This is a genomic window from Streptomyces sp. NPDC003027 (genome assembly GCF_053591435.1).
This window is the reverse complement of the sequence record NZ_JBSFTU010000049.1, coordinates 16,253-37,196: the sequence shown is the minus strand read 5'-3', so window position 1 is coordinate 37,196 and position 20,944 is coordinate 16,253. Positions and strand designations below refer to the sequence as shown.

The 20,944-nt window shown below is 72.5% G+C and carries 18 protein-coding genes; 5 read left to right on the top strand and 13 right to left on the bottom strand.

Features of this window, described 5'->3' with window-relative positions:
- Positions 1 to 68: 68 nt before the first annotated feature.
- The gene (locus tag ACWDX6_RS26655) at positions 69 to 1,550 is read left to right on the top strand and encodes a PP2C family protein-serine/threonine phosphatase (protein WP_451487424.1); all 1,482 of its coding nucleotides are present in this window, start codon (positions 69 to 71) and stop codon (positions 1,548 to 1,550) included.
- Between the two features lie 143 nt (positions 1,551 to 1,693).
- On the opposite strand, the gene ACWDX6_RS26650 is transcribed toward ACWDX6_RS26655, so the two are convergent.
- The gene (locus ACWDX6_RS26650; protein ID WP_451487423.1) at positions 1,694 to 3,187 is read right to left on the bottom strand and encodes a DNA-binding protein NsdB; all 1,494 of its coding nucleotides are present in this window, start codon (positions 3,185 to 3,187) and stop codon (positions 1,694 to 1,696) included.
- A 234-nt stretch (positions 3,188 to 3,421) separates the two neighbouring features.
- Between ACWDX6_RS26650 and ACWDX6_RS26645 the strand changes: the two genes are divergently transcribed.
- From ACWDX6_RS26645 to ACWDX6_RS26635, 3 genes are all read left to right on the top strand, one after another.
- Positions 3,422 to 4,546 (top strand): aminoglycoside phosphotransferase family protein, encoded by a 1,125-nt coding sequence (locus ACWDX6_RS26645; RefSeq protein ID WP_451487422.1) that lies wholly within the window; start codon positions 3,422 to 3,424, stop codon positions 4,544 to 4,546.
- A 372-nt stretch (positions 4,547 to 4,918) separates the two neighbouring features.
- Positions 4,919 to 6,832: an N-acetylmuramoyl-L-alanine amidase gene (locus ACWDX6_RS26640; RefSeq protein WP_451487421.1), complete on the top strand. Its 1,914-nt coding sequence runs from the start codon at positions 4,919 to 4,921 to the stop codon at positions 6,830 to 6,832.
- A gap of 157 nt (positions 6,833 to 6,989) precedes the next feature.
- Complete coding sequence (locus tag ACWDX6_RS26635; RefSeq protein ID WP_451487420.1) at positions 6,990 to 9,182, top strand: terpene synthase family protein; 2,193 nt, start codon at positions 6,990 to 6,992, stop codon at positions 9,180 to 9,182.
- A gap of 112 nt (positions 9,183 to 9,294) precedes the next feature.
- Here the strand turns inward: ACWDX6_RS26635 and ACWDX6_RS26630 are convergent, their stop codons facing one another.
- The 6 genes from ACWDX6_RS26630 to ACWDX6_RS26605 all read right to left on the bottom strand — a co-directional run bounded on the left by ACWDX6_RS26630 (position 9,295) and on the right by ACWDX6_RS26605 (position 13,148).
- Positions 9,295 to 9,663: an RNA-binding S4 domain-containing protein gene (locus ACWDX6_RS26630; RefSeq protein ID WP_451487419.1), complete on the bottom strand. Its 369-nt coding sequence runs from the start codon at positions 9,661 to 9,663 to the stop codon at positions 9,295 to 9,297.
- 17 nt (positions 9,664 to 9,680) lie between these two features.
- A complete protein-coding gene (locus ACWDX6_RS26625; RefSeq protein WP_451487418.1) occupies positions 9,681 to 10,181 on the bottom strand; it encodes a hypothetical protein in 501 nt (166 codons plus the stop codon).
- 183 nt (positions 10,182 to 10,364) lie between these two features.
- Positions 10,365 to 10,775 carry an ACT domain-containing protein gene (locus tag ACWDX6_RS26620; RefSeq protein ID WP_451487417.1) on the bottom strand — a complete coding sequence of 137 codons (411 nt, stop codon included), beginning with the start codon at positions 10,773 to 10,775 and terminating at the stop codon, positions 10,365 to 10,367.
- A gap of 48 nt (positions 10,776 to 10,823) precedes the next feature.
- Positions 10,824 to 11,066, bottom strand: coding sequence for a DUF397 domain-containing protein (locus ACWDX6_RS26615; protein WP_403294098.1), 243 nt, complete (start codon positions 11,064 to 11,066; stop codon positions 10,824 to 10,826).
- A 274-nt stretch (positions 11,067 to 11,340) separates the two neighbouring features.
- The gene (locus ACWDX6_RS26610) at positions 11,341 to 12,519 is read right to left on the bottom strand and encodes a Cmx/CmrA family chloramphenicol efflux MFS transporter (RefSeq protein WP_451487416.1); all 1,179 of its coding nucleotides are present in this window, start codon (positions 12,517 to 12,519) and stop codon (positions 11,341 to 11,343) included.
- Between the two features lie 272 nt (positions 12,520 to 12,791).
- Positions 12,792 to 13,148: an alpha/beta fold hydrolase gene (locus ACWDX6_RS26605; RefSeq protein ID WP_451487415.1), complete on the bottom strand. Its 357-nt coding sequence runs from the start codon at positions 13,146 to 13,148 to the stop codon at positions 12,792 to 12,794.
- A 53-nt stretch (positions 13,149 to 13,201) separates the two neighbouring features.
- On the opposite strand from ACWDX6_RS26605, the gene ACWDX6_RS26600 reads away from it, so the two are divergent.
- Positions 13,202 to 14,005: a pentapeptide repeat-containing protein gene (locus ACWDX6_RS26600; RefSeq protein ID WP_451487414.1), complete on the top strand. Its 804-nt coding sequence runs from the start codon at positions 13,202 to 13,204 to the stop codon at positions 14,003 to 14,005.
- Here ACWDX6_RS26600 and ACWDX6_RS26595 read toward each other — a convergent pair.
- The 6 genes from ACWDX6_RS26595 to ACWDX6_RS26570 form a co-directional block, all read right to left on the bottom strand.
- Complete coding sequence (locus ACWDX6_RS26595) at positions 14,002 to 14,796, bottom strand: GNAT family N-acetyltransferase (RefSeq protein ID WP_451487413.1); 795 nt, start codon at positions 14,794 to 14,796, stop codon at positions 14,002 to 14,004. The two genes, ACWDX6_RS26600 and ACWDX6_RS26595, sit on opposite strands and share 4 nt — an antisense overlap.
- 75 nt (positions 14,797 to 14,871) lie before the next feature.
- A complete protein-coding gene (locus ACWDX6_RS26590; RefSeq protein ID WP_451487412.1) occupies positions 14,872 to 15,408 on the bottom strand; it encodes a cupin domain-containing protein in 537 nt (178 codons plus the stop codon).
- A gap of 16 nt (positions 15,409 to 15,424) precedes the next feature.
- Complete coding sequence (locus ACWDX6_RS26585) at positions 15,425 to 16,648, bottom strand: cytochrome P450 (RefSeq protein WP_451487411.1); 1,224 nt, start codon at positions 16,646 to 16,648, stop codon at positions 15,425 to 15,427.
- A gap of 226 nt (positions 16,649 to 16,874) precedes the next feature.
- Positions 16,875 to 17,732: a geranyl diphosphate 2-C-methyltransferase gene (locus ACWDX6_RS26580; protein ID WP_451487410.1), complete on the bottom strand. Its 858-nt coding sequence runs from the start codon at positions 17,730 to 17,732 to the stop codon at positions 16,875 to 16,877.
- Between the two features lie 60 nt (positions 17,733 to 17,792).
- Entirely contained in the window at positions 17,793 to 19,220 is a 1,428-nt protein-coding gene (locus ACWDX6_RS26575) for a family 2 encapsulin nanocompartment cargo protein terpene cyclase (protein ID WP_451487409.1), read from the bottom strand.
- A 46-nt stretch (positions 19,221 to 19,266) separates the two neighbouring features.
- Positions 19,267 to 20,697 (bottom strand): family 2B encapsulin nanocompartment shell protein, encoded by a 1,431-nt coding sequence (locus tag ACWDX6_RS26570; RefSeq protein ID WP_451487408.1) that lies wholly within the window; start codon positions 20,695 to 20,697, stop codon positions 19,267 to 19,269.
- Positions 20,698 to 20,944 lie beyond the last annotated feature (247 nt).

The following is a 20,944-nucleotide window of genomic DNA, read 5'->3' as shown; positions in this document are numbered from 1 at the left end:
TGTGCAACAGTCGTGTCCGGGCCTTGTTTTCCACACCTGGCCGCGCCGCGCCTGTATCGGAGTACGACATGCCGTCCCATCTGTTCGCGGACCGTCCCGCCCAGCCGCCGGAGCCCGGCATGGTGGACGCGTTGATCTCGCAGACACGCCGTCTGCGCGGTGACGTGGACGCCGTGCGCCGGGACGCCGTACTGGACGAGGACGACCCCCGTAACCGCTGGCAGCGCGCCCTGTGCGATCTCGCGGTGCACCAACTCGACGACCTGGGCTCCCACTTGAGCCAGCTCAAGGTCGGCCTCCCCGACGAGCTGCCCACCACGCCCGGCTCCGCCCCGGAGAGCGACACCGGCACCGGCTTCCCGTCCGAACCGGGCGCCGCCTACGGCGATCCCGCCCCGGCGCCCACCGGTTCCCTGCTGAGCCGTGTGGGCAGCGCCGAGTGGAATCTGCTCACCGACGAGGTCAGCTGGTCCGAGGAGCTGTTCCAGATCTTCGGCCGCGCCCCGGAGAGCGGCCCCATGTCGCTCGACGAGCTTCCGTCGATGGTCTTCGCCGAGGACCAGCCGCTGCTCCAGGCGATGGTGACGGACTGTCTGATCGACGGGAAGCCGATCGACGGCGAGTTCCGGATCGTCCGCACCGACGGCCGGGTCCGTACGCTGCACATGATGGGCGAGCCGGTCCTCGACGAGGACGGCTGCACCGCCTCCATGTGGGCCGTTTTACGGGACGTCAGCGAACTGCGCCGCAGTGAGCGCGCGGTCCGTGAGTCCCGTGACTCGCTCCAGCGCCGTCGGCACATCGAGCGCACGGAGCACCGAGTCGCCGTCGAGCTCCAGGAAGCCGTGCTCCCGCCCTGGCGCGGTTCGCTCAGCTTCGCCCACGGCGGCCCGGGCGCGCCGCTCGACGTGGCGGGCCACTACCTGCCCGCCTCGACGACCGGTCTGATCGGCGGCGACTGGTACGACGCGCTCGCCCTCCCGGACGGGGACGCGCTGCTGACGGTGGGCGACCTGACCGGGCACGGCGTCTCCGCCACCTCCTCGATGGCCATGCTCCTCGGCGCCCTGCGCGGCATGGCCGTGGCCGGGATCCGGCCGGGCGCCCTGATGAGCCATCTCAACCAGCTCCTTGAAACCGCCGTGCAGCCGGCCCTCGGCAGCGCGATGTGCTGCCGTTACGACCCGGCGGGCCAGACGCTCTCCTGGGCGCAGGCCGGTCACCCCGCCCCGCTGCTCTTCCGCGACGGGACGGGGCGCGCCCTGGCCCGGCCCGACGGTGTGCTCCTGGGAGCGACGACCGGGGCCGCGTACGAGGAGGCCGAAGTCCGGCTGCTCCCCGGTGACCTGCTGATCCTGCACACGGACGGGCTGACCCGGGGTACGGGCGGCGCGCAGGACGACTCGGGCACGCGGCGCCTGCTCGCGCTCGCGCCACGACTGGCCGGGGCGCGGGACGCGCAGGACTGCGTACGCGCGGTGGTCGAGGAGTTCGGCGAGGCCCCCCGTGAGGACGACGCCTGTGTGATGGTGGTCCGGGTCGGTCGGTAGGCGCGCGACCGCGCCTCGGTGGGCATACCGGCGATCGCCGGTGTGCCCTTTCTCTCGTACGTACGGGGATGGCCGCCCTGGTGCTGGCGTACGGTGCGGGTGCCGCGGGTCGCCCCGGGTGCCGGTGCGGTGGGACGGGCGGCTCAGACGTCGCCGAACCCGGGGCGCTTCGTCGCGGGCCCGGGCAGTGCGAGCGCGATCTCCTCGCGCAGGTCCTCGATCCGGGCGTAGCCCGCGTACTGCCCGGTCAGCCGGTACATCTCGCGGAGCCGGTCCCAGGTGCGGTGCGAGGAGGTCTCCCCCATCGACACCAGCGCCAGCCGGGCGTACCGGTCGGCCTGTTCCGGGTCGTCGGCGATGAAGCACGCCGAGGCGAGCGAGATGTAGTCGAAGAGCTTGGAGCGGTTGTGGCCGCTGCGGCGGAGTTCGAGCGCCAGCTTGGCGTGGCGCTGCGCCGGTACCGCGGCCGCCGGATCGTGCTCGGCGAGGGTGCGGTAGGCGAGGGCCTGCATGCCGTGCATGTCCGCCTCGTCGAAGTTCTGCATCCAGCTCGGCGGCTTCTCGTTGTTCCGGTCGGAGACGAAGAGCTCCTCGGCCTCGCCGAGGGTCCGCCTCATGGCCTGCCCCTTGCCCATCGACGCCTGCGCCCACGCCTCGATGGTCTGCAGCATCGCCTGGGTGCGCGGCAGGACTTCCTCGCCCGAGCCGGACTTGGCGAGCTTCATCAGGTCGAGGGCCTCGTCGGGCCGGCCGAGGTGGACCATCTGCCGGGCGGCGCGGGAGAGCGCCTCGCCCGCGCGAGGCCGGTCGCCGCCCTCGCGGGCCGCGTGGGCGGCGATGACGAAGTACTTCTGGGCGGTGGGTTCGAGGCCCACGTCGTGGGACATCCAGCCGGCGAGGACCGCCAGATTGGCGGCGACGCCCCACAGGCGCCGCTGGAGGTGGTCGGGGTGGCGGTAGGCGAGCATGCCGCCCACCTCGTTGAGCTGGCCCACGACCGCCTTGCGCTGGAGGCCGCCGCCCCGGGAGGCGTCCCAGGCGCGGAACACCTCCACCGAGCGCTCCAGTGCCTCGATCTCCTCCGACCCGATGGGGGCGGCCTCGTAGCGGTCGAACCCGGCGGGGTCGGCGTGGAGGGGATCGGTGCCACGCGGGAGGTCGGTCTTGCGTGCGGGGTCGGTGTGGAGCCAGTCGTGCATGGCGTTGCTGAGTGCGGCGCCCGCGGTGAGTGCGGCGCCCGCGCCCACCAGGCCGCGTCGGTTGAGCATGAGGTCCATTCCCGTGAATTCGGTGAGGACCGCCGCCGTACGCTCGGGCGCCCACGGCAGCCCGTCAGGGTTGTCGTCATTCCTGACGTTCTGCCGTTTCCCGGCGCGCCCGTGTCGTACGAACCCGAGGTCCTCGATGGTCACGACACGGCCGAGTCGCTCGGTGAACAGTGCTGCCAGCACCCGCGGAACGGGATCGCGCGGGGTCTCCCCCATGTCGATCCACCGCCTCACCCGCGAGGTGTCGGTCGCCAGCTGGGGGTGGCCCATGGCCGCCGCCTGCCGGTTCACGAGTCTCGCGAGTTCGCCCTTGGACCAGCCGGTGAGGCCGAAGAGGTCCGACAGGCGGGTGTTGGTTTGTCCGGTCACGTCTAAGCCCCCAGGTTCTCGGCTGAGTTGACAGTAACCCCGTGTCATAGGGCTGGCGACTATTCGCCAGGGTTCGCCAGGGTGCGCCCGATGTTCCGCCACCCGCGCCCGGGTGTCGGGTAGGAACGCGCCACCCCGCCTTGGCAACCGGCCCTCATTCCCCAGGGTGCGGACCGGAGGCCGGGCGGGGCGACGCACGCAACTCGTCGGCACACGAAGGGATCTGTCTCCTCCATGTACACAGCATCGTCCTCCGTGTCCGCCCCGCCCCGGCCGCAGCACCGTTCCGTGCCGGCCGGCAGCGGACCGTATCTCGCCCCCGCGGCCCAGCCCGTACGGGCCCGGCGCTGGCCGGGGGGTGTGACCCAGCCGCCCAGCGGGAGAATCGATCTGTCCGGCCCGCAGGGCGCGCAGGTGCGCATGGCCATCGCGTCCGTCCACCGGATCTGCCCGGAGTTCAACCCGGTGCAGGTGCTGCGGCGCAGTGGCCGTTCGGTCCTGATCGTGGGCACGACCGGGCGGACGACGGCGGTCGCGAAGTGTTTACTGGACCATTCCCCCGCGTGGGTCGAGCGGTTCCAGCACGAAATAGCTTCTTACCGCGCCTTCGTCCGGCACCGCCCGCCGGTGCGCGCTCCGCGGCTCATCGCCGCGGACCCGGAGAACTGCGCGCTGGTGATCGAGCGGATGCCGGGACGGGCGGCGGCGCTGACGCGCCACCCCGTGGAGGCTCCGCCCCGGGCGGACATCCGTGCGGCGCTCGGTGCGATCGCCCGGCTCAACGCCTGGCGTCCGCCGGCCGGGACCTTCGACGCGCCGCTCGACTACGGGACGAGGATCGCGCGCTACCACGAGCTGGGCCTGTTCACGGACCGTGACCGGGACGATCTGCAGAAGCTGCTGCACGGTCTGGCGCACGCGGGCGGCCGCCAGGGCATGGGCCAGTTCTGCCACGGCGACGCCCTCCTCTCCAACATCCTCCTCTCCCCCACGGGCCCGGTCCTGGTCGACTGGGAGCACGCGGGCTGGTATCTGCCCGGGTACGACCTGGCGACGCTGTGGGCGGTGCTGGGTGACGCTCCGCCGGCCCGGCGTCAGATCAGCCAGCTGGCGCAGCAGGCGGGTCCGGCGTCGCGGGACGCCTTCCTGGTGAACCTGATGATCGTGCTGACGCGGGAGATCCGTACGTACGAGACGGCGGTGCAGCGCACCATCAAGGAGGCGCCGCCCGCCGGTTCCGTTCCCGTCCCCTCCGGTGCGGTCTCGCCCGGTGAGGAGCAGCGGCTGCTGCTGCGGCGGCTGCACGACGACTGCGCCATGGCACGGCGGGCCGTGCGCGCCGCGGTCGGCACGCGTTGACGGCGCGGCACGCGTCGACGAGAGGACAGGCGTCGACGGCGCGCGCACGCCGGCCGGTTCCACGGGGGATCGCTCGTCGCGCCCGGTGCCGACACACCGGGCGCGAGGGGCGTCATCGATTCCGGGCGCCGCCCGGCACCGGCATTGGTCCACTCCACTGACGCGCCGCAGGCCCGGGCCATGGCGTCGCGAAACTCCGTGAGATGGCGTCTGACATGGGGAATCCCGTGTCGGACAGGGTGATTGACGGAAGGTCGGTGAGCCGATACCCCTGTACGGGTTCGGCCACCGCACGCCCCTCACTCCCCCGTTCCGGAGGCTGCCTTGCACCGTTCCGCCGCACGCAGACGTGTCCCTGGAGCGGTGTGCGCCATGGCGTCCGCCGCTCTGCTGTCGCCCCTCTTCGTCGCCGCCCCCTCCGCCACCGCCGAACCGCGGGAGCCTGCCTCGCTCCAGCGCCAGTTCGCGGCGGCCGCCGCCCGCCAGGGCGTGCCGGAGAGCCTCCTCCTCGCCGTGTCGTACCTCCAGTCGCGGTGGGACGGGCACGGAGGGGCGCCGAGTGTGACGGGCGGCTACGGCCCGATGCACCTGACGGACGCCGTGACCGCGCTCGCCCAGGCCCCGCACCACTCGCACGGGGAGGAGGACGCGCGCGGCGACGACTCCCGTACCCCTCGTCATGGCGCGGAGGCGCGGACCCCGCTGCCGACGGCCGCCGATCTCCCCGCCCGCCTGAAGACCCTGGACCGTGCGGCGGCCCTGTCGGGAATCCCCGCCGAGGAGCTGCGGACGAGCACCGCGGCGAACATCGAGGGCGGGGCCGCGCTGCTCGCCGCGGCCCAGCGGGAGTCGGGCCGGCCGCTCAGCGCCGACCCGGCCGACTGGTTCGGGGCGGTGGCGCGCTACTCCGGCGCGGACGACAGGGCGACCGCGACGACGTACGCGAACGACGTGTACGACATCATCCGCGGCGGTGAGACCCGTACGACCGACAGCGGTCAGGTGGTCACGCTGGCCGCCGACGCGGACATCGCCCCCGCGACCGGGCAGGTGGAGTCCCTCGGGCTGCGGACCGCCGAGGCCGGAGGGACGGAGTGCCCCCGGACGGTCGCCTGCGAGTGGATCCCGGCGCCGTACAAGGAGTTCGGTGACGGGGACTACGGCAACCACGACAAGGCGAACCGGCCCGCGTCCCAGTCCATCGACTACATCATCGTCCATGACACCGAGGCCGCCTGGGACGTCACCCTGAAGCTGGTGCAGGACCCGACGTATGTGTCCTGGCAGTACTCGCTGCGTTCGTCCGACGGGCACATCGCCCAGCATCTGCCGCTCAAGGACGTCGGCTGGCACGCGGGGAACTGGTACGTGAACGCCAAGTCGGTGGGTCTGGAGCACGAGGGGTTCCTGACCTCGCCCGACTCCTGGTACACGGAGGCGATGTACCGGACGTCGGCGCGCCTGGTGCGTCATCTCGCCAAGCTCCACGACATCCCGCTGGACCGGCAGCACATCCTCGGCCACGACAACGTGCCGGGCACGGTCGCCTCGACGATCCGGGGCATGCACACGGACCCGGGCCCGTACTGGGACTGGGCGCACTACTTCCACCTGCTGGGACGTCCGTTCACGCCGAGCGCGGGCCCGGACGCGGGGGTGGTGACGATCCGGCCGGAGTACGCCGAGCACCAGCCGGTGTACACCGGCTGTGTGAAGGCCGGCCAGGCGTGCGCCCCGCACGGCAGCGGCGCGGTCCGGCTGCACACCGCGCCGGGCGCGGACGCCCCGCTGGTGAACGACGTCGGTCTGCGGCCGGGCGGTCAGGACTCGACGACCGGGGTGAACGACACCGGGGCGCGGGCGTCGACCGGCCAGCAGTACGCGGTGGCGGAGCGCCGGGGTGACTGGACGGCGATCTGGTACCTCGGGCAGAAGGCGTGGTTCCACAACCCGAAGGCGGAGCCGACGGCGGTCGGCGCGCGGGGGTGGGTGCTGACCCCGAAGGACGGTGCCGCGGAGATCCCGGTGTACGGGCGCGCCTATCCGGAGGCGTCGGCGTATCCGGCCGGTGTCCCGGTCCAGTCGGTGTCGCCGTTGCCGTACAAGCTGCTCGCGGGGCAGCGGTACGTGGTGGGCGGCCGCACGCCGGGCGAGTACTACTTCGCGCCGGTGTTCGATCCGACGGGACACAAGGTCGTGCGAGGCCAGGAGGAGTACCACGAGATCCAGTTCGGGCACCGGGTCGCCTTCGTGAAGGCCGCCGACGTGCGGGTTTCCCGCGCCTGAGGCCGGTGACGGGGAAAGGTCTCGGGGTGTCGCCGGGCGGGAGGCCCGGCGACACCCCTCGGCGTTGGTATGACTAATACGGGTGCGGCGTGGGCGCCTCGTACGGAGGGTAGGGCTCGACGGACATCGCCCGTCCTCAGCGAGAGGCACCGCACGCATGGCTCAGCCCTTCGTACTGCCGGATTTCTATGTCCCGTATCCGGCGCGGCTCAATCCCCATGTGGAGACCGCCCGCACGCACACCAGGGAGTGGGCGCGGTCGATGGGGATGCTGGAGGGCTCCGGCATCTGGGAGGAGCACGACCTCGAGTCCCACGACTACGCGCTGCTGTGCTCCTACACCCACCCGGACTGTGACGCCGAGGCGCTGTCGCTGGTCACCGACTGGTACACCTGGGTCTTCTTCTTCGACGACCACTTCCTGGAGACCTTCAAGCGCACCCAGGACCGGCCCGGGGGCAAGGCGTATCTGGACCGGTTGCCGCTGTTCATGCCGATGGACCCGACGGCCGCGACGCCCGAGCCGGTCAATCCCGTCGAGGCGGGGCTCGCCGACCTGTGGACGCGCACGGTCCCGTCCATGTCGCCGGCCTGGCGGTCCCGGTTCGCCGAGGCCACCGAGCATCTGCTGTACGAGTCGCTGTGGGAGCTCGACAACATCAACGAGGGGCGGATCGCCAACCCCGTCGAGTACATCGAGATGCGCCGCAAGGTCGGCGGCGCACCCTGGTCGGCCGGGCTCGTCGAGTACGCGGCCGGCGCCGAGGTCCCCGAGCAGGTGGCCCACTCCCGCCCGCTGCGGGTGCTGCGGGACGCGTTCTCGGACGCGGTGCATCTGCGCAACGACCTCTTCTCGTACCAGCGCGAGGTGGAGGACGAGGGAGAGAACAGCAACGGCGTCCTCGTGCTGGAGAAGTTCCTGGGCTGTACGACACAGGAGGCCGCCGACGCCGTCAACGACCTGCTGACCTCGCGGTTGCAGCAGTTCGAGAACACGGCTCTCACCGAAGTGCCGGGGCTCTGTCTGGAGAAGGGGCTGAGCCCGGGGGAGACGGCGGCCGTGGCGGCGTACGCCAAGGGACTCCAGGACTGGCAGTCGGGCGGCCATGAGTGGCACATGCGCTCCAGCCGCTACATGAACGAGGGTCTGGCGCCGGCCGGGCCTTCGCACCTCGACGGGGTGCTCGGCACGTCGGCCCTCGACATCAGGACGCTGTTCGGCCGGCCGGCGGCCTCGCGGCTGCGCTCGCTCTCCCATGTGCCGCACCAGAAGGTGGGGCCGTCGCTGCTGCCCGAGTTCGACCTGCCCTACCCTCTGTCGCTCAGCCCGCACCATCAGGAGGCGAAGCGCCGTTCGGAGGACTGGGCGGAGCGGATGGGGCTCCTGGACGACATCTGGGACCGTCCGATGATGGACGGCTTCGACCTCGCGCTGTGCTCGGCGGGGCTCGACCCGGACGCCACCCTGGAGGAGCTGGAGCTCAGCGCCGAGTGGCTGACCTGGGGTACGTACGGCGACGACTACTACCCGCTCGTCTTCGGCCGGCCGCGCAATCTGCTCGGCGCCAAGGAGTGCACCGAACGGCTCAAGGCGTGCATGCCGCAGGCCGATCCGGCGGCCGGGCGGGCGCTCGCCGTGAGCCCGATGGAGCGGGCGCTGGCCGACCTGTGGGCCCGCACGGCGGAGCCGATGGGGCCCGAGGCCCGAGCCCAGCTGCGCGCCGCCATGGACACCATGCTGGACAGCTGGATGTGGGAGCTGCACAACCAGGCGCAGCACCGGGTGCCCGATCCGGTGGACTACATCGAGATGCGCCGGCTGACCTTCGGCTCGGATCTGACGATGTCGCTGTGCCGGCTGCGGCACGCCGACGGGCTGCCGCCGGCCGTCTACCGCTCCGGCACGGTCCGCGCCCTGGAGAATTCGGCCGCCGACTACGCCAGCCTCCTGAACGACCTCATCTCGTACCAGAAGGAGATCGAGGTCGAGGGCGAGGTGCACAACGGCGTGCTGGTGCTCCAGAAGTTCTTCGACTGCGACTATCCGACCGCCGTGGCGATGGTCGACGACCTGATGCGGGGGCGCCTGCGCCAGTTCGAGCATGTGAAGAAGTACGAACTGCCCATGCTGTACGAGGACTTCGCCCTGGACGACGCGGGCCGCGCGGCGTTCGAGGCGTATGTGCGGGAGCTGGAGGACTGGCTGGCCGGCATCCTCAACTGGCACCAGGGCGTGCGCCGTTACCGTGCCGAAGACGTCCACACCGGAAGCGGTACGGCGCTGGCGCGACGCGGCCCGACGGGGGTCGGCACCTCGGCCGCGCGGCTGGCGGCGCTGTACACGCCGTAGCGCGCGGTCGGCAGGGCGCCGGAGACCCCGGCGCCCTGCCGAGCCCTGGGGGTCAAGAATCCCGCCCGCGCCGGGCCTCGGCCGTTACGTCCGCATCCACGCCGGGCGTCGGTCAGACCGGGCGGTGGCCGCGCAGCTGGTCGAGTTCACGGCGCTCGCGCTTGGTCGGACGCCCGGCGCCCCGGTCGCGGACGCCCGCCAGGGCGACGTGCTCGCGCGGGGGCGGCGGCGGGCTGTTGTCGACATAGGCGGTGGCGGCCACCGGCGGGCCCACCCGCTTGGTGAAAAGCTCCTTCACCTCGACGATCCGCTCCCGGCCGCCGTGGAAGAGGCGTACCTCGTCACCGGGCTTCACGGGCTGGGCGGGCTTGGCCCGCTCGCCGTTGACCTTGACGTGCCCGGCCCGGCAGGCCGCGGCGGCCTGCGAACGGGTCTTGGTGAGGCGTACCGCCCAGATCCAGCTGTCGACGCGCGCGCTCATCTGCCCCCGCTCCCCCGTCAGCCCTGCTGGAACAGCTCGGCCGGCAGCGGCTTGAGAAGCGCGTAGAGGTCGTCCGTGATCGGCCGGTCCCAACTGGCGATCGTCACCAGGACGTTGTCGCTGCGGTCGAACTGCACGCAGGAGATCCGGCTCTCGGAGAGCTTGACGCGGCGGACGATCAGCAGGTTGTCGCCCTGCATCACCGGCATGTCCTCGGTCTCCAGGGCCTCGACCGGCTCGTCGTTCTCCAGGGCCGCGAGAAGCTGCGCGACCTCGAAGGGGATCTGTCCGTCGCCCAGCTCGCGCGCCGGGGAGCCCTCCGGGAGGTTACCGATGATCATCGCGGGGCCGCGGCCGCCGAAGAGGTCGTAGCGCAGGAAGACGCCCTGGCAGGTGCCGTCGGGGGCGGGGAGGAGGCCGGCGCCGAGGTTGCCGGGCCAGTCCCCCGGGTCCATGGCCAGGACGTCGAAGTCCGGGCCCGCGGGTGTGGCGGCGCTGCGGCGGCGGAGGAAGGACATACGGCCATGGTACGTGCCCGGGCGCGCGACACGGCGCGCCGGGGCGGGTCCGGCGCCGCCCGCCTCCGCGCCCGTTCCGGCCCGCGGCCCGACGCCCCGGCGGCGGGCCCGCCGACCCCTCCGACGGTGACCGGTAGCGGCGGCGCGGTCGCGCAGAGTGGTGTCCGGGGGCGTCGGCGGCCGTCACACGGAGGTGCGGGAGGCGCGCTCCGCGAGCCGGCGCAGCACGGCCAACGACTCCTCGGCCCTGGCGTGTTCGACGAAGAGGTGGTCGTGGTGGAAACCGGCCACGACGTTGCAGCTCAGGCCCGCGTCGGCGAGTGCCCGGGCGACCGCCGCCGTCAGCCCCACCGCGTCGAGCGCGGAGTGCACCCGCAGCGTGATCCATCCCGCCACGTAGTCGTACGCCAGGCCGGCCCGGTCGGCCTCCTCCTGGCGTACGACCAGGGTGAGCCCCTCGGTCTCGGCGACGGTGGCGACCGGGGAGAGGCCCGCCGGGACGGGGCCGTCCACGGTGACGAAGACATAGCGGCCGGGGTTGAGCTCCGGCCGCATCCCGGCGACGAGCCGGGTCAGATCACGCTCTGCACTCATGATCACCACCCTAGGTGGCGTGGGACCGCCGGCGGGTGTGACGGGGTGTCAGGTCAGGTCGAACTCGCCCTCGCGCGCGTTGACCACGAACGCCCGCCACTCCGCCGGGGAGAAGATCAGCGACGGGGCCTCCGGCCGTCCTCCGTTGCGCATCGCGATGAAGCCCTCGACGAAGGCGATCTGGACGTCTCCCGCGCCCTGGCTCCCCGATCGCCAGTCGGCGTTGCTGAGGTCGAGTTCCGGCTTGTCCCAGCCCGCGAAGGCGTGCTGGGTGGTGGTGCTCTCCGCCACGTCCGTGCTCCTCCCGCATCCCGCATGGTCGTCGTCCCGGCTCAGCGTAGCGAGCGGCACCGGGGCCGGACAGACCTCACACCGTGGGGGGCCGGTCCGCGACGAGCCACAGGGAGAAGAACCGCGCGCCCCCTCCGTACGCGTGTCCGAGCGCCCTGCGCGCGCCGTCCACCTGGTGCTGGCCGACCGCATCCGGCGCGCACCTGTCCGGTGATCCCGGCCCGCCGCCGGGGCGGCGCGGCCGGGTGCGCCCATGACGACGCCACAGGAGCGACTACTGGGGTGGTGCTGACGGGGTCACGGCGGTCCGGGCGCCGGTGTCCCGGTGGGCGCAGGCCGCGACGGCGACCGCCGTGGCGGCGAGGGCGGCGCTGACCCACACCGCGTCCCGGTGGTCCCCCGTCGTCTCCGTCGCGGCGCCGGCGAGCAGCGGCCCCGCGAACGCACCGACATTCAGCGCGACGGTGGCGAAGGCCCCGCTCAGCGAGGGCGCGTCGGCGGCGACACGCAGGACGCGGTGGACGAGGGCCGACCCGATCCCGAACGACAGCCCGCCCTGGACCGTCGTCAGCAGGAACAGGGGCACGGCGTGCGTCCCCGCGAGGGCCAGCACCGCCCAGCCCGCGGGCAGAGCGCACAGGGCGAGCATCATGCCCCGGCCCAGCCGGCCGTCGGCGGAACGACCCGCTGTCCGCACGCCGGCGAGGGCGCCGATGCCGAAGGCGGCGAGCAGCCCGGGGACCGCGCCCGCCGACAGCCGCGCCACGTCGGTGGCGACGACGGCCAGATAGGCGAAGGTCGCGAACGTCGCCGCGTTGACCAGGATCGCGAGGACCAGTGCCGACCTCACCGCACGGGACCGCAGCGTGCGCGCTTCCCGCCCGACCGAGACGCCGTGCCGACCGGCGGCGTCGGCGGGCGCCGACCGCAGGACGAGCGCGAGCGCGGGCAGGCACAGCGCGGCGACGGCCCAGAAGACCGAACGCCATCCGGCCCAGCCACCGAGCAGAGCACCCGCGGGTACGCCGACGACACAGGCCAGCGTGACTCCCGAGAGCAGGATGGCGGTGGCCCGGGCCCGCCTGGCGGGCGCCACGACGCTGCTCGCGACGGTCATCGCCACGGCCAGGAACCCGGCGTTGGCGATCGCGGCGACGACGCGGGTCGCGAACAGCACGGCGAAGTCGGCCGTGACGGCGCCGACGACGTGCACGACGACGAAGGCGGTCAGGAAGACGGCCAGCGCCCGACGGCGTGGCCATCGCGCGCTCAGCACGGCCATCACCGGCGCTCCGGCGATCATGCCGACGGCGTAGGCGGAGGTGAGGCTCGCGGCGGCTCCGACCGGTACGGACAGGTCATGGGCGATACCGGGTACGAGGCCGGACAACATGAACTCGGAGGTCCCTTGCGCGAAAACGGCAAGGCCGAGGACGTAGAGGAACAGGGGCACGGGAACGGCTCCAGCGTGAGAGGTGCGGACATGAACATCCGCGCGCTGGACGTCGCACCACGTCACCTGTCGCAGGGGGCGGGAGCAGAAACCGGACCAGACGCACGGAGCGCGCGCCGGTCACTCACGGCGAAGCCGGCCGAGGACCTGATCGGTCCTCGGTCAGACCACGCGGCGCCGCCGAGTGACCGGCGGCTCGGTTCTGTCCGACTCCGGGCTCGTCACCCGAGGCACGGTAGCCATGCCGGCACCGGCCATCAACCGGATTTCCGTCAGACCCCGAACTCGCGCAGAACGTCGAGGAACTCCGCCGGACGCGACGCGTGGATCAGGTGGCCGGCCTCGATGGTGACGTGCCGGGCGTCCGGGATGCGGTCGGCCGTCCACGCCTGCTGCTCCTGCGGAAGGTGGCTCTCCCGTCCGCCGCCGAGCACCAGGGTGGGAGCGGTGACGGCGGCCGGGCCCTCGCGCCAGGGCGGGTCCGGGTCGTTCAGCTGGGCGTCGGTCGCCGCGATCCGCCCAGTCGAAGCCGAGGGGGCCGTCCGGGCGGTCGACCGGGCCGCGCCGCAGGACGAGGCGGGGCCGATCCTCGGCGCTCCCCGACGATCACCGCAACGGGGTTCGCCCACAGCGCGATACGGTGGGGTGACCCCACCCCTGGCGACGAAGGATCAGCACCACCATGCCCGACACCCTGCGCGGCGACTGCGCGAACTGCTTCGGGCTGTGCTGTGTCGCTCTCCCCTTCGCCAGGTCGGCGGACTTCGCGGCGGACAAGTCCTCCGGCGATCCCTGCCGGAACCTCCAGGAGGACTTCCGCTGCGGGATCCACACCCGGCTGCGGCCGAGCGGCTACTCCGGCTGCACCGTGTACGACTGCTTCGGCGCCGGCCAGAAGGTCTCGCAGGTCACCTTCGGCGGGGTCTCGTGGCGTGAGGCGCCGGAGAGCGCGCGCCGGATGTACGAGGTCTTCCCCGTGATGCGCCAGCTCCACGAACTGCTGCGCTATCTCACGGAGGCCCTCGCCCTGCCGGCCGCCCGGCCCGTCCACGCCGGCCTGCGGGCGGCGCTCAACCGGGTCGAGGAGCTGACCCGGGGCACGGTGCAGGCCCTGGAGAAGCTGGACGTGGCACCGGTGCGGGCGGAGGTGAACCCGCTGCTGCTGAGGACCAGCGCGCTGGTCCGGGCGGCGGCCGGCGGGAAGACCAAGAACCGGCGGGGCGCCGACCTCATCGGCGCCCGGCTGCGCGGCGCGAAGCTGCGCGGCGCCGACCTGCGCGGGGCGTTGCTGATCGCCGCCGATCTGAGCGGCGCCGATCTCTCCCTGGCCGACCTCATCGGCGCCGATCTGCGGGACGCCGACCTGTCGGGCGCGGATCTGACCGGCGCGCTCTTCCTGACCCAGCCCCAGCTGAACGCGGCCCGGGGCGACGCCGCCACCCGCCTCCCCGCCGGCTTCGACCGCCCCTCGCACTGGGCCCGCTAGACGGGCTCCGGCACGTAGACGTACGGGGTCGTCGTGGTGAGGGCCGTGAAGCCCAGGCGCTGGAGGATCGGGCGGCTGGTGTCGGCCGCGTCGACCTGGACGTAGCGGTGGCCCCGCTCGGCGGCGAGGCGGGTGCGGAAGGCGACCAGGGCGCGGTAGAGGCCCCTGCCCCGCCAGGCTTCGACCGTGCCGCCGCCCCAGAGTCCGGCGAAGTCGGTGCCGGGGTAGAGCTCCAGGCGTGCGGCGCTGACCGGCTCCTGCCCGGCCATGGCCAGGACCGCGGCGACGGTGTCGGGGGCGGTGGCGAGCTGGTCGAGGAGCTGGCGGCCGATGTGCGCGCTGTCCCCGCCGAAGGCGCGGTCGTGGACCTCGGTCACGAGGGCGACCCCGGCCGCGTCGGTGACGGGCCGCAGCTCCACCCCTTCGGGCAGCTCCACGGCGGTGGACAGCGCCGCCGTCTCGGCGGCCATCAGGGTCTCCTGGTCCTCGGCGGTGAACCCGGCGGCGAGGAGCCGTTCGGCGAGGTCGGCCGGGCCGTCGTGGCCGTACACCTTCCACTCGAACGTGCGGCCGTGCTCGGTGTAGTGGCGGATCTGCCCGGCGATGGCGGCGTCGGCGTCGGTCTCGCCGAGTCCTGACCAGAGGACCCCGTTCCAGGTGTGCGCGGGCCCCGTCCGCCGCACGACCCGGCCGTCTCGTTCGACGCTGACGCCGGGGCCTTCGGGGTGGGCGCCGAGCCGCAGCTGCCGGTCGTACAGGGCGCGTACCGCTTGGTGATCGAGGCAGTCCATGGGGGCACTTCAGCATCGGCCGCCGGAGCCCGCAAACGAGTTTCGGGGCTCCGGCGGCCGCGATCGCGCTTCCCGCTACACCGGGGAGTGGCGCAGCGGGGTGAGCTGTTCGATGTCGTAGCGGCGGCGCAGCTCCTCCACGGCCGCGTGGTCGACCTCTCCGCCGGAGCCGAGGATCTCCATCAGCTCCTCGAAGTACCGCTCGTGGTCCGGTGGCGGGGACGCCTGGAACAGCATGCGCGCGGGCTCGCCGGTCGGGTTGGCGAAGGCGTGCGGGCAGCCCGGCGGTACGAGGATCAGGGTGCCGGGGGTGGCCCGCACCGCCCGCTCGCCGGAGGCGGACTCCCAGTCGCGCCAGCGGTCGGGGGTGCGCACCAGCGGTTCGAAGGCGAGGACGTCCAGCTCCCCTTCGAGGACGTAGAAGAGTTCCTCGCTGTGGCCGTGGGTGTGGGCGCCGACGTCGAACCCGGGCGGGACCTCGACCTCGAAGGTGGAGGCGGTCGGCGTGTGCTCCCCGGTGACCTTGAAGGTGACCCGTTGCGCGGCGGTCGTGAGGGTCTTCCCGTGTCCGGGCGGCACGACGAGCCCGTCGCGCGCCTGAATGGCTGTCATCCGGCTGTACGTCCTTTCACCAGGTCACGGGCAGGGTCTCGGGGCCCCGGATCAGGGCGCCGCGCTGCCACTGGATCTCCGTCTCGGGCACGGCGAGGCGCAGTCCCGGGAAACGCTTCCACAGCGAGTCGAGGAGGATCTCGGACTCGATGCGGGCCAGGGCGGAGCCCGGGCAGTAGTGCGGGCCGTGGCCGAAGGCGACATGGGGGTTGTAGTCGCGGTCGAAGTCCAGCCGCTCGGGGTCGGCGAAGACGTCCGGGTCGCGGTTGGCGGTCAGGTAGGAGACGTAGACGGGGTCGCCGCGCGGGATGAGCACGCCTCCGACCTCGACGTCCTCCATGGCGATGCGGGACAGGCCGACGGCGTTGCGGTGCGGGATGTAGCGCAGGAGTTCCTCGACGGCCTGGGGCAGCAGGTCCGGTTCGGCGCGCAGCCGGGCGAGGTGGTCGGGGTGGGTGAGGAGCGCGTACACCATGTTGGCGCTGTTGTTGCGTACCGCGTGCCCGCCGCCGATCTGGATGAGGACGGCGAGGCCGACGGCCTCGTGCTCGTCGAGGGTCGCGTCGTCGACGGCGTCCGCGAGGACGGCGACGAGGGTCTCCTTGCCGGTGCCGTGGCTGCGGCCGATGAGGTCGGTGAAGTACTGCCCCATCTCGGCCTTGGCCTTCTCGCTGGCGTCGTGGCCGGCGCCGGCGGAGATGATCGTGTCGGACCAGTGGGCCATCAGCGGCTGGTCGTCCTCGGGCACGCCCATGAGTTCGCTGACCATGGCGAGCGGGAAGGGCCGGTTGACCATCGCCATGAGGTCGGCGGGGGCGCCGTGTTCCTCCATCGCGTCGAGCAGGCGGTCCATGGTGGCCTGCGCGTGGTCGCGCAGGGACCGCAGGGCGCGGGCGCTGAAGGCGCGGGCGACCACGCGGCGCATCCGGGTGTGGTCGGGCGGGTCGGCGAAGCCGACGGCGCCGTCCATCGGGATGAAGTGGGGGGCGAGCCGGGTGACCTGGCGTCCCCAGACGGCCTGCCGGCTGAAGCGGGGGTCGACGGAGACGAACTTGACGTCCTCGTAGCGGGTGACGAGCCAGGCGTGGCCCTCGCCGTGCGGGAGGCGGACGCGGGTGACCGGGTCCTCGTGCAGCAGCCGGGCGAGCAGGGGGTCGAAGTCGAGGCCGGTGAGGTCGGGCACGGCCCAGAAGTGGACCTGGGGGACATCGGCGGACTCGGCGGTGACAGTCGTGGTCATGGGGCGGCCTTCGCGGGTGCGGGGGCGGGTGCGGTGCTCTCGGGGGTCTCCGCGACGGTGGTCGCGGCGGCGTGGGAGGGCATGCGGGAAGCCCCTGCACACGGGCGTGGCCGGGGGGCGGTGGCAGCAGAACGGCGCAGAACGGGCATGTCCGTCATGGTGGGGCACGGGGTGCGAGGTGGAAACCCCGGGCGTCCACCCGGGGCACCACACTGCGCCGTAAGGGTCAGACCCGGTCGGCGACGATCATCAGATAGTGGAAGCTGCCTTCCTTGTACGCGGTCAGGAACGGGTCCTCGATCCCGGTGGCCACGGAGCACCGCGCCCGCAGCTCCCAGTACGGAATCGTGGCGGCGGTCAGGTCGATGACCTCGATGGGCACGAGGTTGTTCTCCGCGAGCGCCTTGAAGTAGGCGCTGCGGGGGTGGATGTTGCAGGTGTAGTGCTCGTCGATACGGCTGACGGCCTTGGAGCGCAGACCGGTGACGTCGTTGGAGCAGCCGGTGACGCAGACGTACCGGCCGCCGCGGACCAGGAGCCGCGAGAACTCGTCGAAGAGCTCGTAGAGGTCCACGTACATCGTGGTCTCGTTGGTCCAGACGGCCTGGCGGGAAGCGGTGGCGAAGCCGGTGTCCAGCATGTTCCGGAAGTGGAACCTCACCCGGTCGGCGACGCCGCGCTTCTCCGCCTGCGCGTTGGCGAAGTCGACCTGGTACTCGGAGATCGACACGCCGTCGACCTGGCAGCCGAAGCGCTGCTCGGCCATGATGCTGGTCCCGCCGCGCCCGGAGCCGGCGTCGAGGAGCCGGTCGTTCGGGGTGCGCTCGCCCAGGTGGTCGAGGAGCAGGTCGGCCTGGGCGGTCTCCAGGCGGTGGAGCTCCTGGATGATCCGGGCGTCGCGGGTGTCCTCCGGGCCGGTGAGGACCGAGGGGTCGTAGTCGCCGATGCCGTAGTGGTGGTGGTAGAGCCCGTCGATCTCGCCGAGTCTCAGGTTCACCGGGTCCTGCTGGTGGGTGTTCCAGTAGCGCGCCACGGACTCCTGGTAGGGCGTTCGCAGCACGGCGGATGGCGTGGACGTGGTCATGCGCGGGGTTCCTCACATGGTTCGGGGGAGGGATCTGTGGGGGCGGAGGGCGGTACGGCGTCAGTCCGTGCCGCGGTACCGGGCGCTGCCGGCGTGCCATTCACGGTTGCCGCCCACCCAGGCCCACGTTCCGGCCAGGAAGCGGGCCAGCTGCGGGGAGCCGGTACGGGCGAGGGCGGCCGCCTCGGCCTCGTACGTGTGCATCAGCTCGTCGTGGATCAGGACGCTCTGTTCGACCGCCTCCTCCATGGAGCACCGCTCCTCGGAGGCGATCAGCATGGGCAGGCTGAAGTCCGTGGGGTCTTCCTTGCCCATCGAGTACAGATCGTTCATCAGGACCGTCGCGGTGCCGGCCAGATTGAACACGCGGCGCACTCGGGGGTCGGAGAACTCCGCCATCGGCACCTCGTAGCCGGCGATGGCGTCGACCAGGACCATGCAGGGGACGAAGCTGTTCTCGTGGCGGTGCGTCAGGTACTCCCAGACGGGCGGTCGCTGCCCGGTGGTGTGCCAGACGCCTTCCTGGTTGTACGCGACGAACATGATGGCCAGCTCGTGACGGAGCCGGCGCACCTGGGTCGTCGAGGCGAATCCGGTGAGATTGGCCAGGGCGGAGCGCAGGGCCATCGCCACCGGGTCCTTGCGGACCGCCTCCTCCAGCTGGGGGGCGTAGCGCAGCGGGAGCTGGGCCTGGTCGATCACCGAGTGGCAGATCGCGAGGCGCTGGCCCAGCACCTCGTGCCGGGCCTCCTCCACCTCGCAGTCGACGATGTGGTCGTCGACCGCCCATTCGGACAGACCGCACTTGGCCGCCGCGAGGAGCCGCTCCGGGTCGTCCGTCTCGGGGTGCGCGAGCATCATCAGCCGGCCGAAGTTCGCCGAGCGGACCTTGTCGAGGTGGCCGGGGTAGATGCCGACCTCCTCCGCCCACAGGACCAGGCGCTCGTTGACCAGTTCGCCCAGGGCGGGGTCGTCGCGTGCCGCGGGCGGGCAGTACAGCGTCGGCACGCCCTTGGGCGGGGGCGTGCCCGTGGCCGGGGTGGCGGGGGCGGGCCCGGCGGCCGCGCCGGTGCCCACGCGTTCGGCGAGGCGGGCCGCGGAGGTGCCGAGACCGGTGGGCCCACCGAGCGCGGGGACGGTGGGCACCGGTGGGCCGGACGCCCCGGGCGCCTCGGTCCCCGGGGCGGCTGATCCGCCGGAGACAGGAGAGACAGAGGAGAGGGGAGAGCGCGGGATCAGGACACGGGCGGCCGAGGTTCCCAGCCCCGTGGGGCCCGGCGCGAGCCGTGTCACGGCGAGCCTCAGCCGTCTCCCGCCGGAGGGCGCGGGCGAAGGCGAGGGCGGGGCCGGGTCGAGCGACGCGGTCGGCTCGGGAGGCCCGAGCAGCTCGGGCCTCCCCGGTCGTACCGGGTCGGAGAGCACCGCGTCGATCAGCGCCGCCACGTCGTGGGAGCCGGCCGCGGCGGCCATGCGGGAGAGCACGGACACGGCTCAGCCCCCGTACGCGCGCGGCCGGCGCACCGGACGGTGACGGTCAGGCACGCGGACGCACCTCGACGTTCTCCAGGATCCCGATCGCGTCGGGGACCAGTACGGCCGCGGAGTAGTAGGTGGAGACGAGGTAGGAGATGATCGCCCGCTCGTCGATCCCCATGAACCGGCAGTTGAGGCCCGGCTCGATCTCGTCGGGCAGACCGGTCTGGTGCAGGCCGATAACGCCTTCGTTGGTCTCGCCGGTGCGCATGGCGATGATCGAGGAGACCTGGTGCTCGGTCACGGGGATCTTGCCGCAGGGCAGGATCGGCACCCCGCGCCAGGCCGGGATGTGGTGGCCGTCGACGTCCACCGAGCCGAGGGTGATCCCGCGCTTGTTGCACTCCTTGCCGAAGGCGGCGATCGCCCGGGGGTGGGCAAAGAGGTACTGGGTGCCGCGGCGCATGCTCAGCAGGTCGTCGAGGTCGTCCGGCGTGGGCGGTCCCGAGTGGGTCTGGATGCGCTGGTCGAAGTCGGTGTTGTGGAGCAGCCCGAACTCCCGGTTGTTGACCAGCTCGTGCTCCTGGCGCTCGCGGAGCTCCTGGATGGTCAGGCGCAGCTGCTGCTGCGTCTGGTTCATCGGCTGGTTGTAGAGGTCGGCGACGCGGGTGTGCACCTTGAGCACGGTCTGGGCGACGCTCAGTTCGTACTCGCGCGGCCTGGGTTCGTAGTCCGCGAAGGCGCCGGGCAGCGGGACCTCGCCGACATGGCCGGCGCTGAGCTCGATGGCGGCCTCCCCCGCCCTGTTGGTGGGCCGGTGGAATCCGTTGGCCCCCAGGCCCTGGACATGGGCGCGCAGGTTCTCGTACTGGTCCGCGACGGCCTGGTACGCCGTCTGGGGCAGGGCCAGGATCGTCACCCCGGTCGCGGCCTTGGCGGTGAACTCCCATTTGCCGTCGCCGGCGAGGACCTGGCCGCCGAAGGTGTCGCCGTCGCCGAGCCGGCCGAGCAGGGTCTCGTCGCCGTACTTTCCGGTGCCGATCTTCTCGACCTTGCCGTGCGCGATGAGATAGACGTGGTCGGCCTTCTTGCCCGAGTGCACGATCACCTGGCCGGGCTCGTACTCCTTCTGGACGAACCGGTCGGCGAGCGCGCCGAGCGCGGTCGGGTCGGCGAAGCCGCGCAGCAGGGGGAGTTCGGCGAGTTCGGCCGGGATGACCTCGACCTTGGAGCCGCTCTTGACGAAGGTGACGCGGCCGTCGCCGACGACGTACGAGAGCCGCCGGTTGACGCGGTAGGTGCCGCCGGGCGTGTGGATCCAGGGCAGTTTGCGCAGCAGCCAGCGGGAGCTGATGCCCTGCATCTGGGGTTCGGACTTGGTGGTGGTCGCGAGGTTGCGCGCCGCCGCCGTGCTGAGGCTGATCTGGACCTGGCGTACCTCGGCGGAGGGGGCGGGCGCCGGGGCGGCCGCCGGCTCTGTGTCGACCGACATGGGGGCTCCGTTCTGAAGCTTTCGACTTTCGTCACTCTGCGCGTACAGATGTAACGCATCGTTGCCGCTGTCATATGCACCTGGCGCGGCCGTCCCGGAGCACGCGGTCGGGAGGGAGCGCCCCTCCGGCACCTCGCGCGCTCCGCCGTTCGAGCAGGCGTACGCGTACAAAAACCCGTTCCGCCCCCTTGCCAAGGACGGGGCCCGGCCGGATTTACTGATCCCGCAACGCATCGACCGAATGATC

Coding starts and splice junctions, on each gene's coding strand:
- ACWDX6_RS26595 (WP_451487413.1), bottom strand. CDS start 14,796: ATGGACTGCCTCGATCACCAAGCGGTACGCGCCCTGTACGACCGGCAG.
- ACWDX6_RS26590 (WP_451487412.1), bottom strand. CDS start 15,408: ATGACAGCCATTCAGGCGCGCGACGGGCTCGTCGTGCCGCCCGGACAC.
- ACWDX6_RS26585 (WP_451487411.1), bottom strand. CDS start 16,648: ATGACCACGACTGTCACCGCCGAGTCCGCCGATGTCCCCCAGGTCCAC.
- ACWDX6_RS26645 (WP_451487422.1), top strand. CDS start 3,422: ATGTACACAGCATCGTCCTCCGTGTCCGCCCCGCCCCGGCCGCAGCAC.
- ACWDX6_RS26640 (WP_451487421.1), top strand. CDS start 4,919: ATGGCGTCCGCCGCTCTGCTGTCGCCCCTCTTCGTCGCCGCCCCCTCC.
- ACWDX6_RS26635 (WP_451487420.1), top strand. CDS start 6,990: ATGGCTCAGCCCTTCGTACTGCCGGATTTCTATGTCCCGTATCCGGCG.
- ACWDX6_RS26620 (WP_451487417.1), bottom strand. CDS start 10,775: ATGAGTGCAGAGCGTGATCTGACCCGGCTCGTCGCCGGGATGCGGCCG.
- ACWDX6_RS26655 (WP_451487424.1), top strand. CDS start 69: ATGCCGTCCCATCTGTTCGCGGACCGTCCCGCCCAGCCGCCGGAGCCC.
- ACWDX6_RS26570 (WP_451487408.1), bottom strand. CDS start 20,697: ATGTCGGTCGACACAGAGCCGGCGGCCGCCCCGGCGCCCGCCCCCTCC.
- ACWDX6_RS26630 (WP_451487419.1), bottom strand. CDS start 9,663: ATGAGCGCGCGCGTCGACAGCTGGATCTGGGCGGTACGCCTCACCAAG.
- ACWDX6_RS26580 (WP_451487410.1), bottom strand. CDS start 17,732: ATGACCACGTCCACGCCATCCGCCGTGCTGCGAACGCCCTACCAGGAG.
- ACWDX6_RS26600 (WP_451487414.1), top strand. CDS start 13,202: ATGCCCGACACCCTGCGCGGCGACTGCGCGAACTGCTTCGGGCTGTGC.
- ACWDX6_RS26625 (WP_451487418.1), bottom strand. CDS start 10,181: ATGTCCTTCCTCCGCCGCCGCAGCGCCGCCACACCCGCGGGCCCGGAC.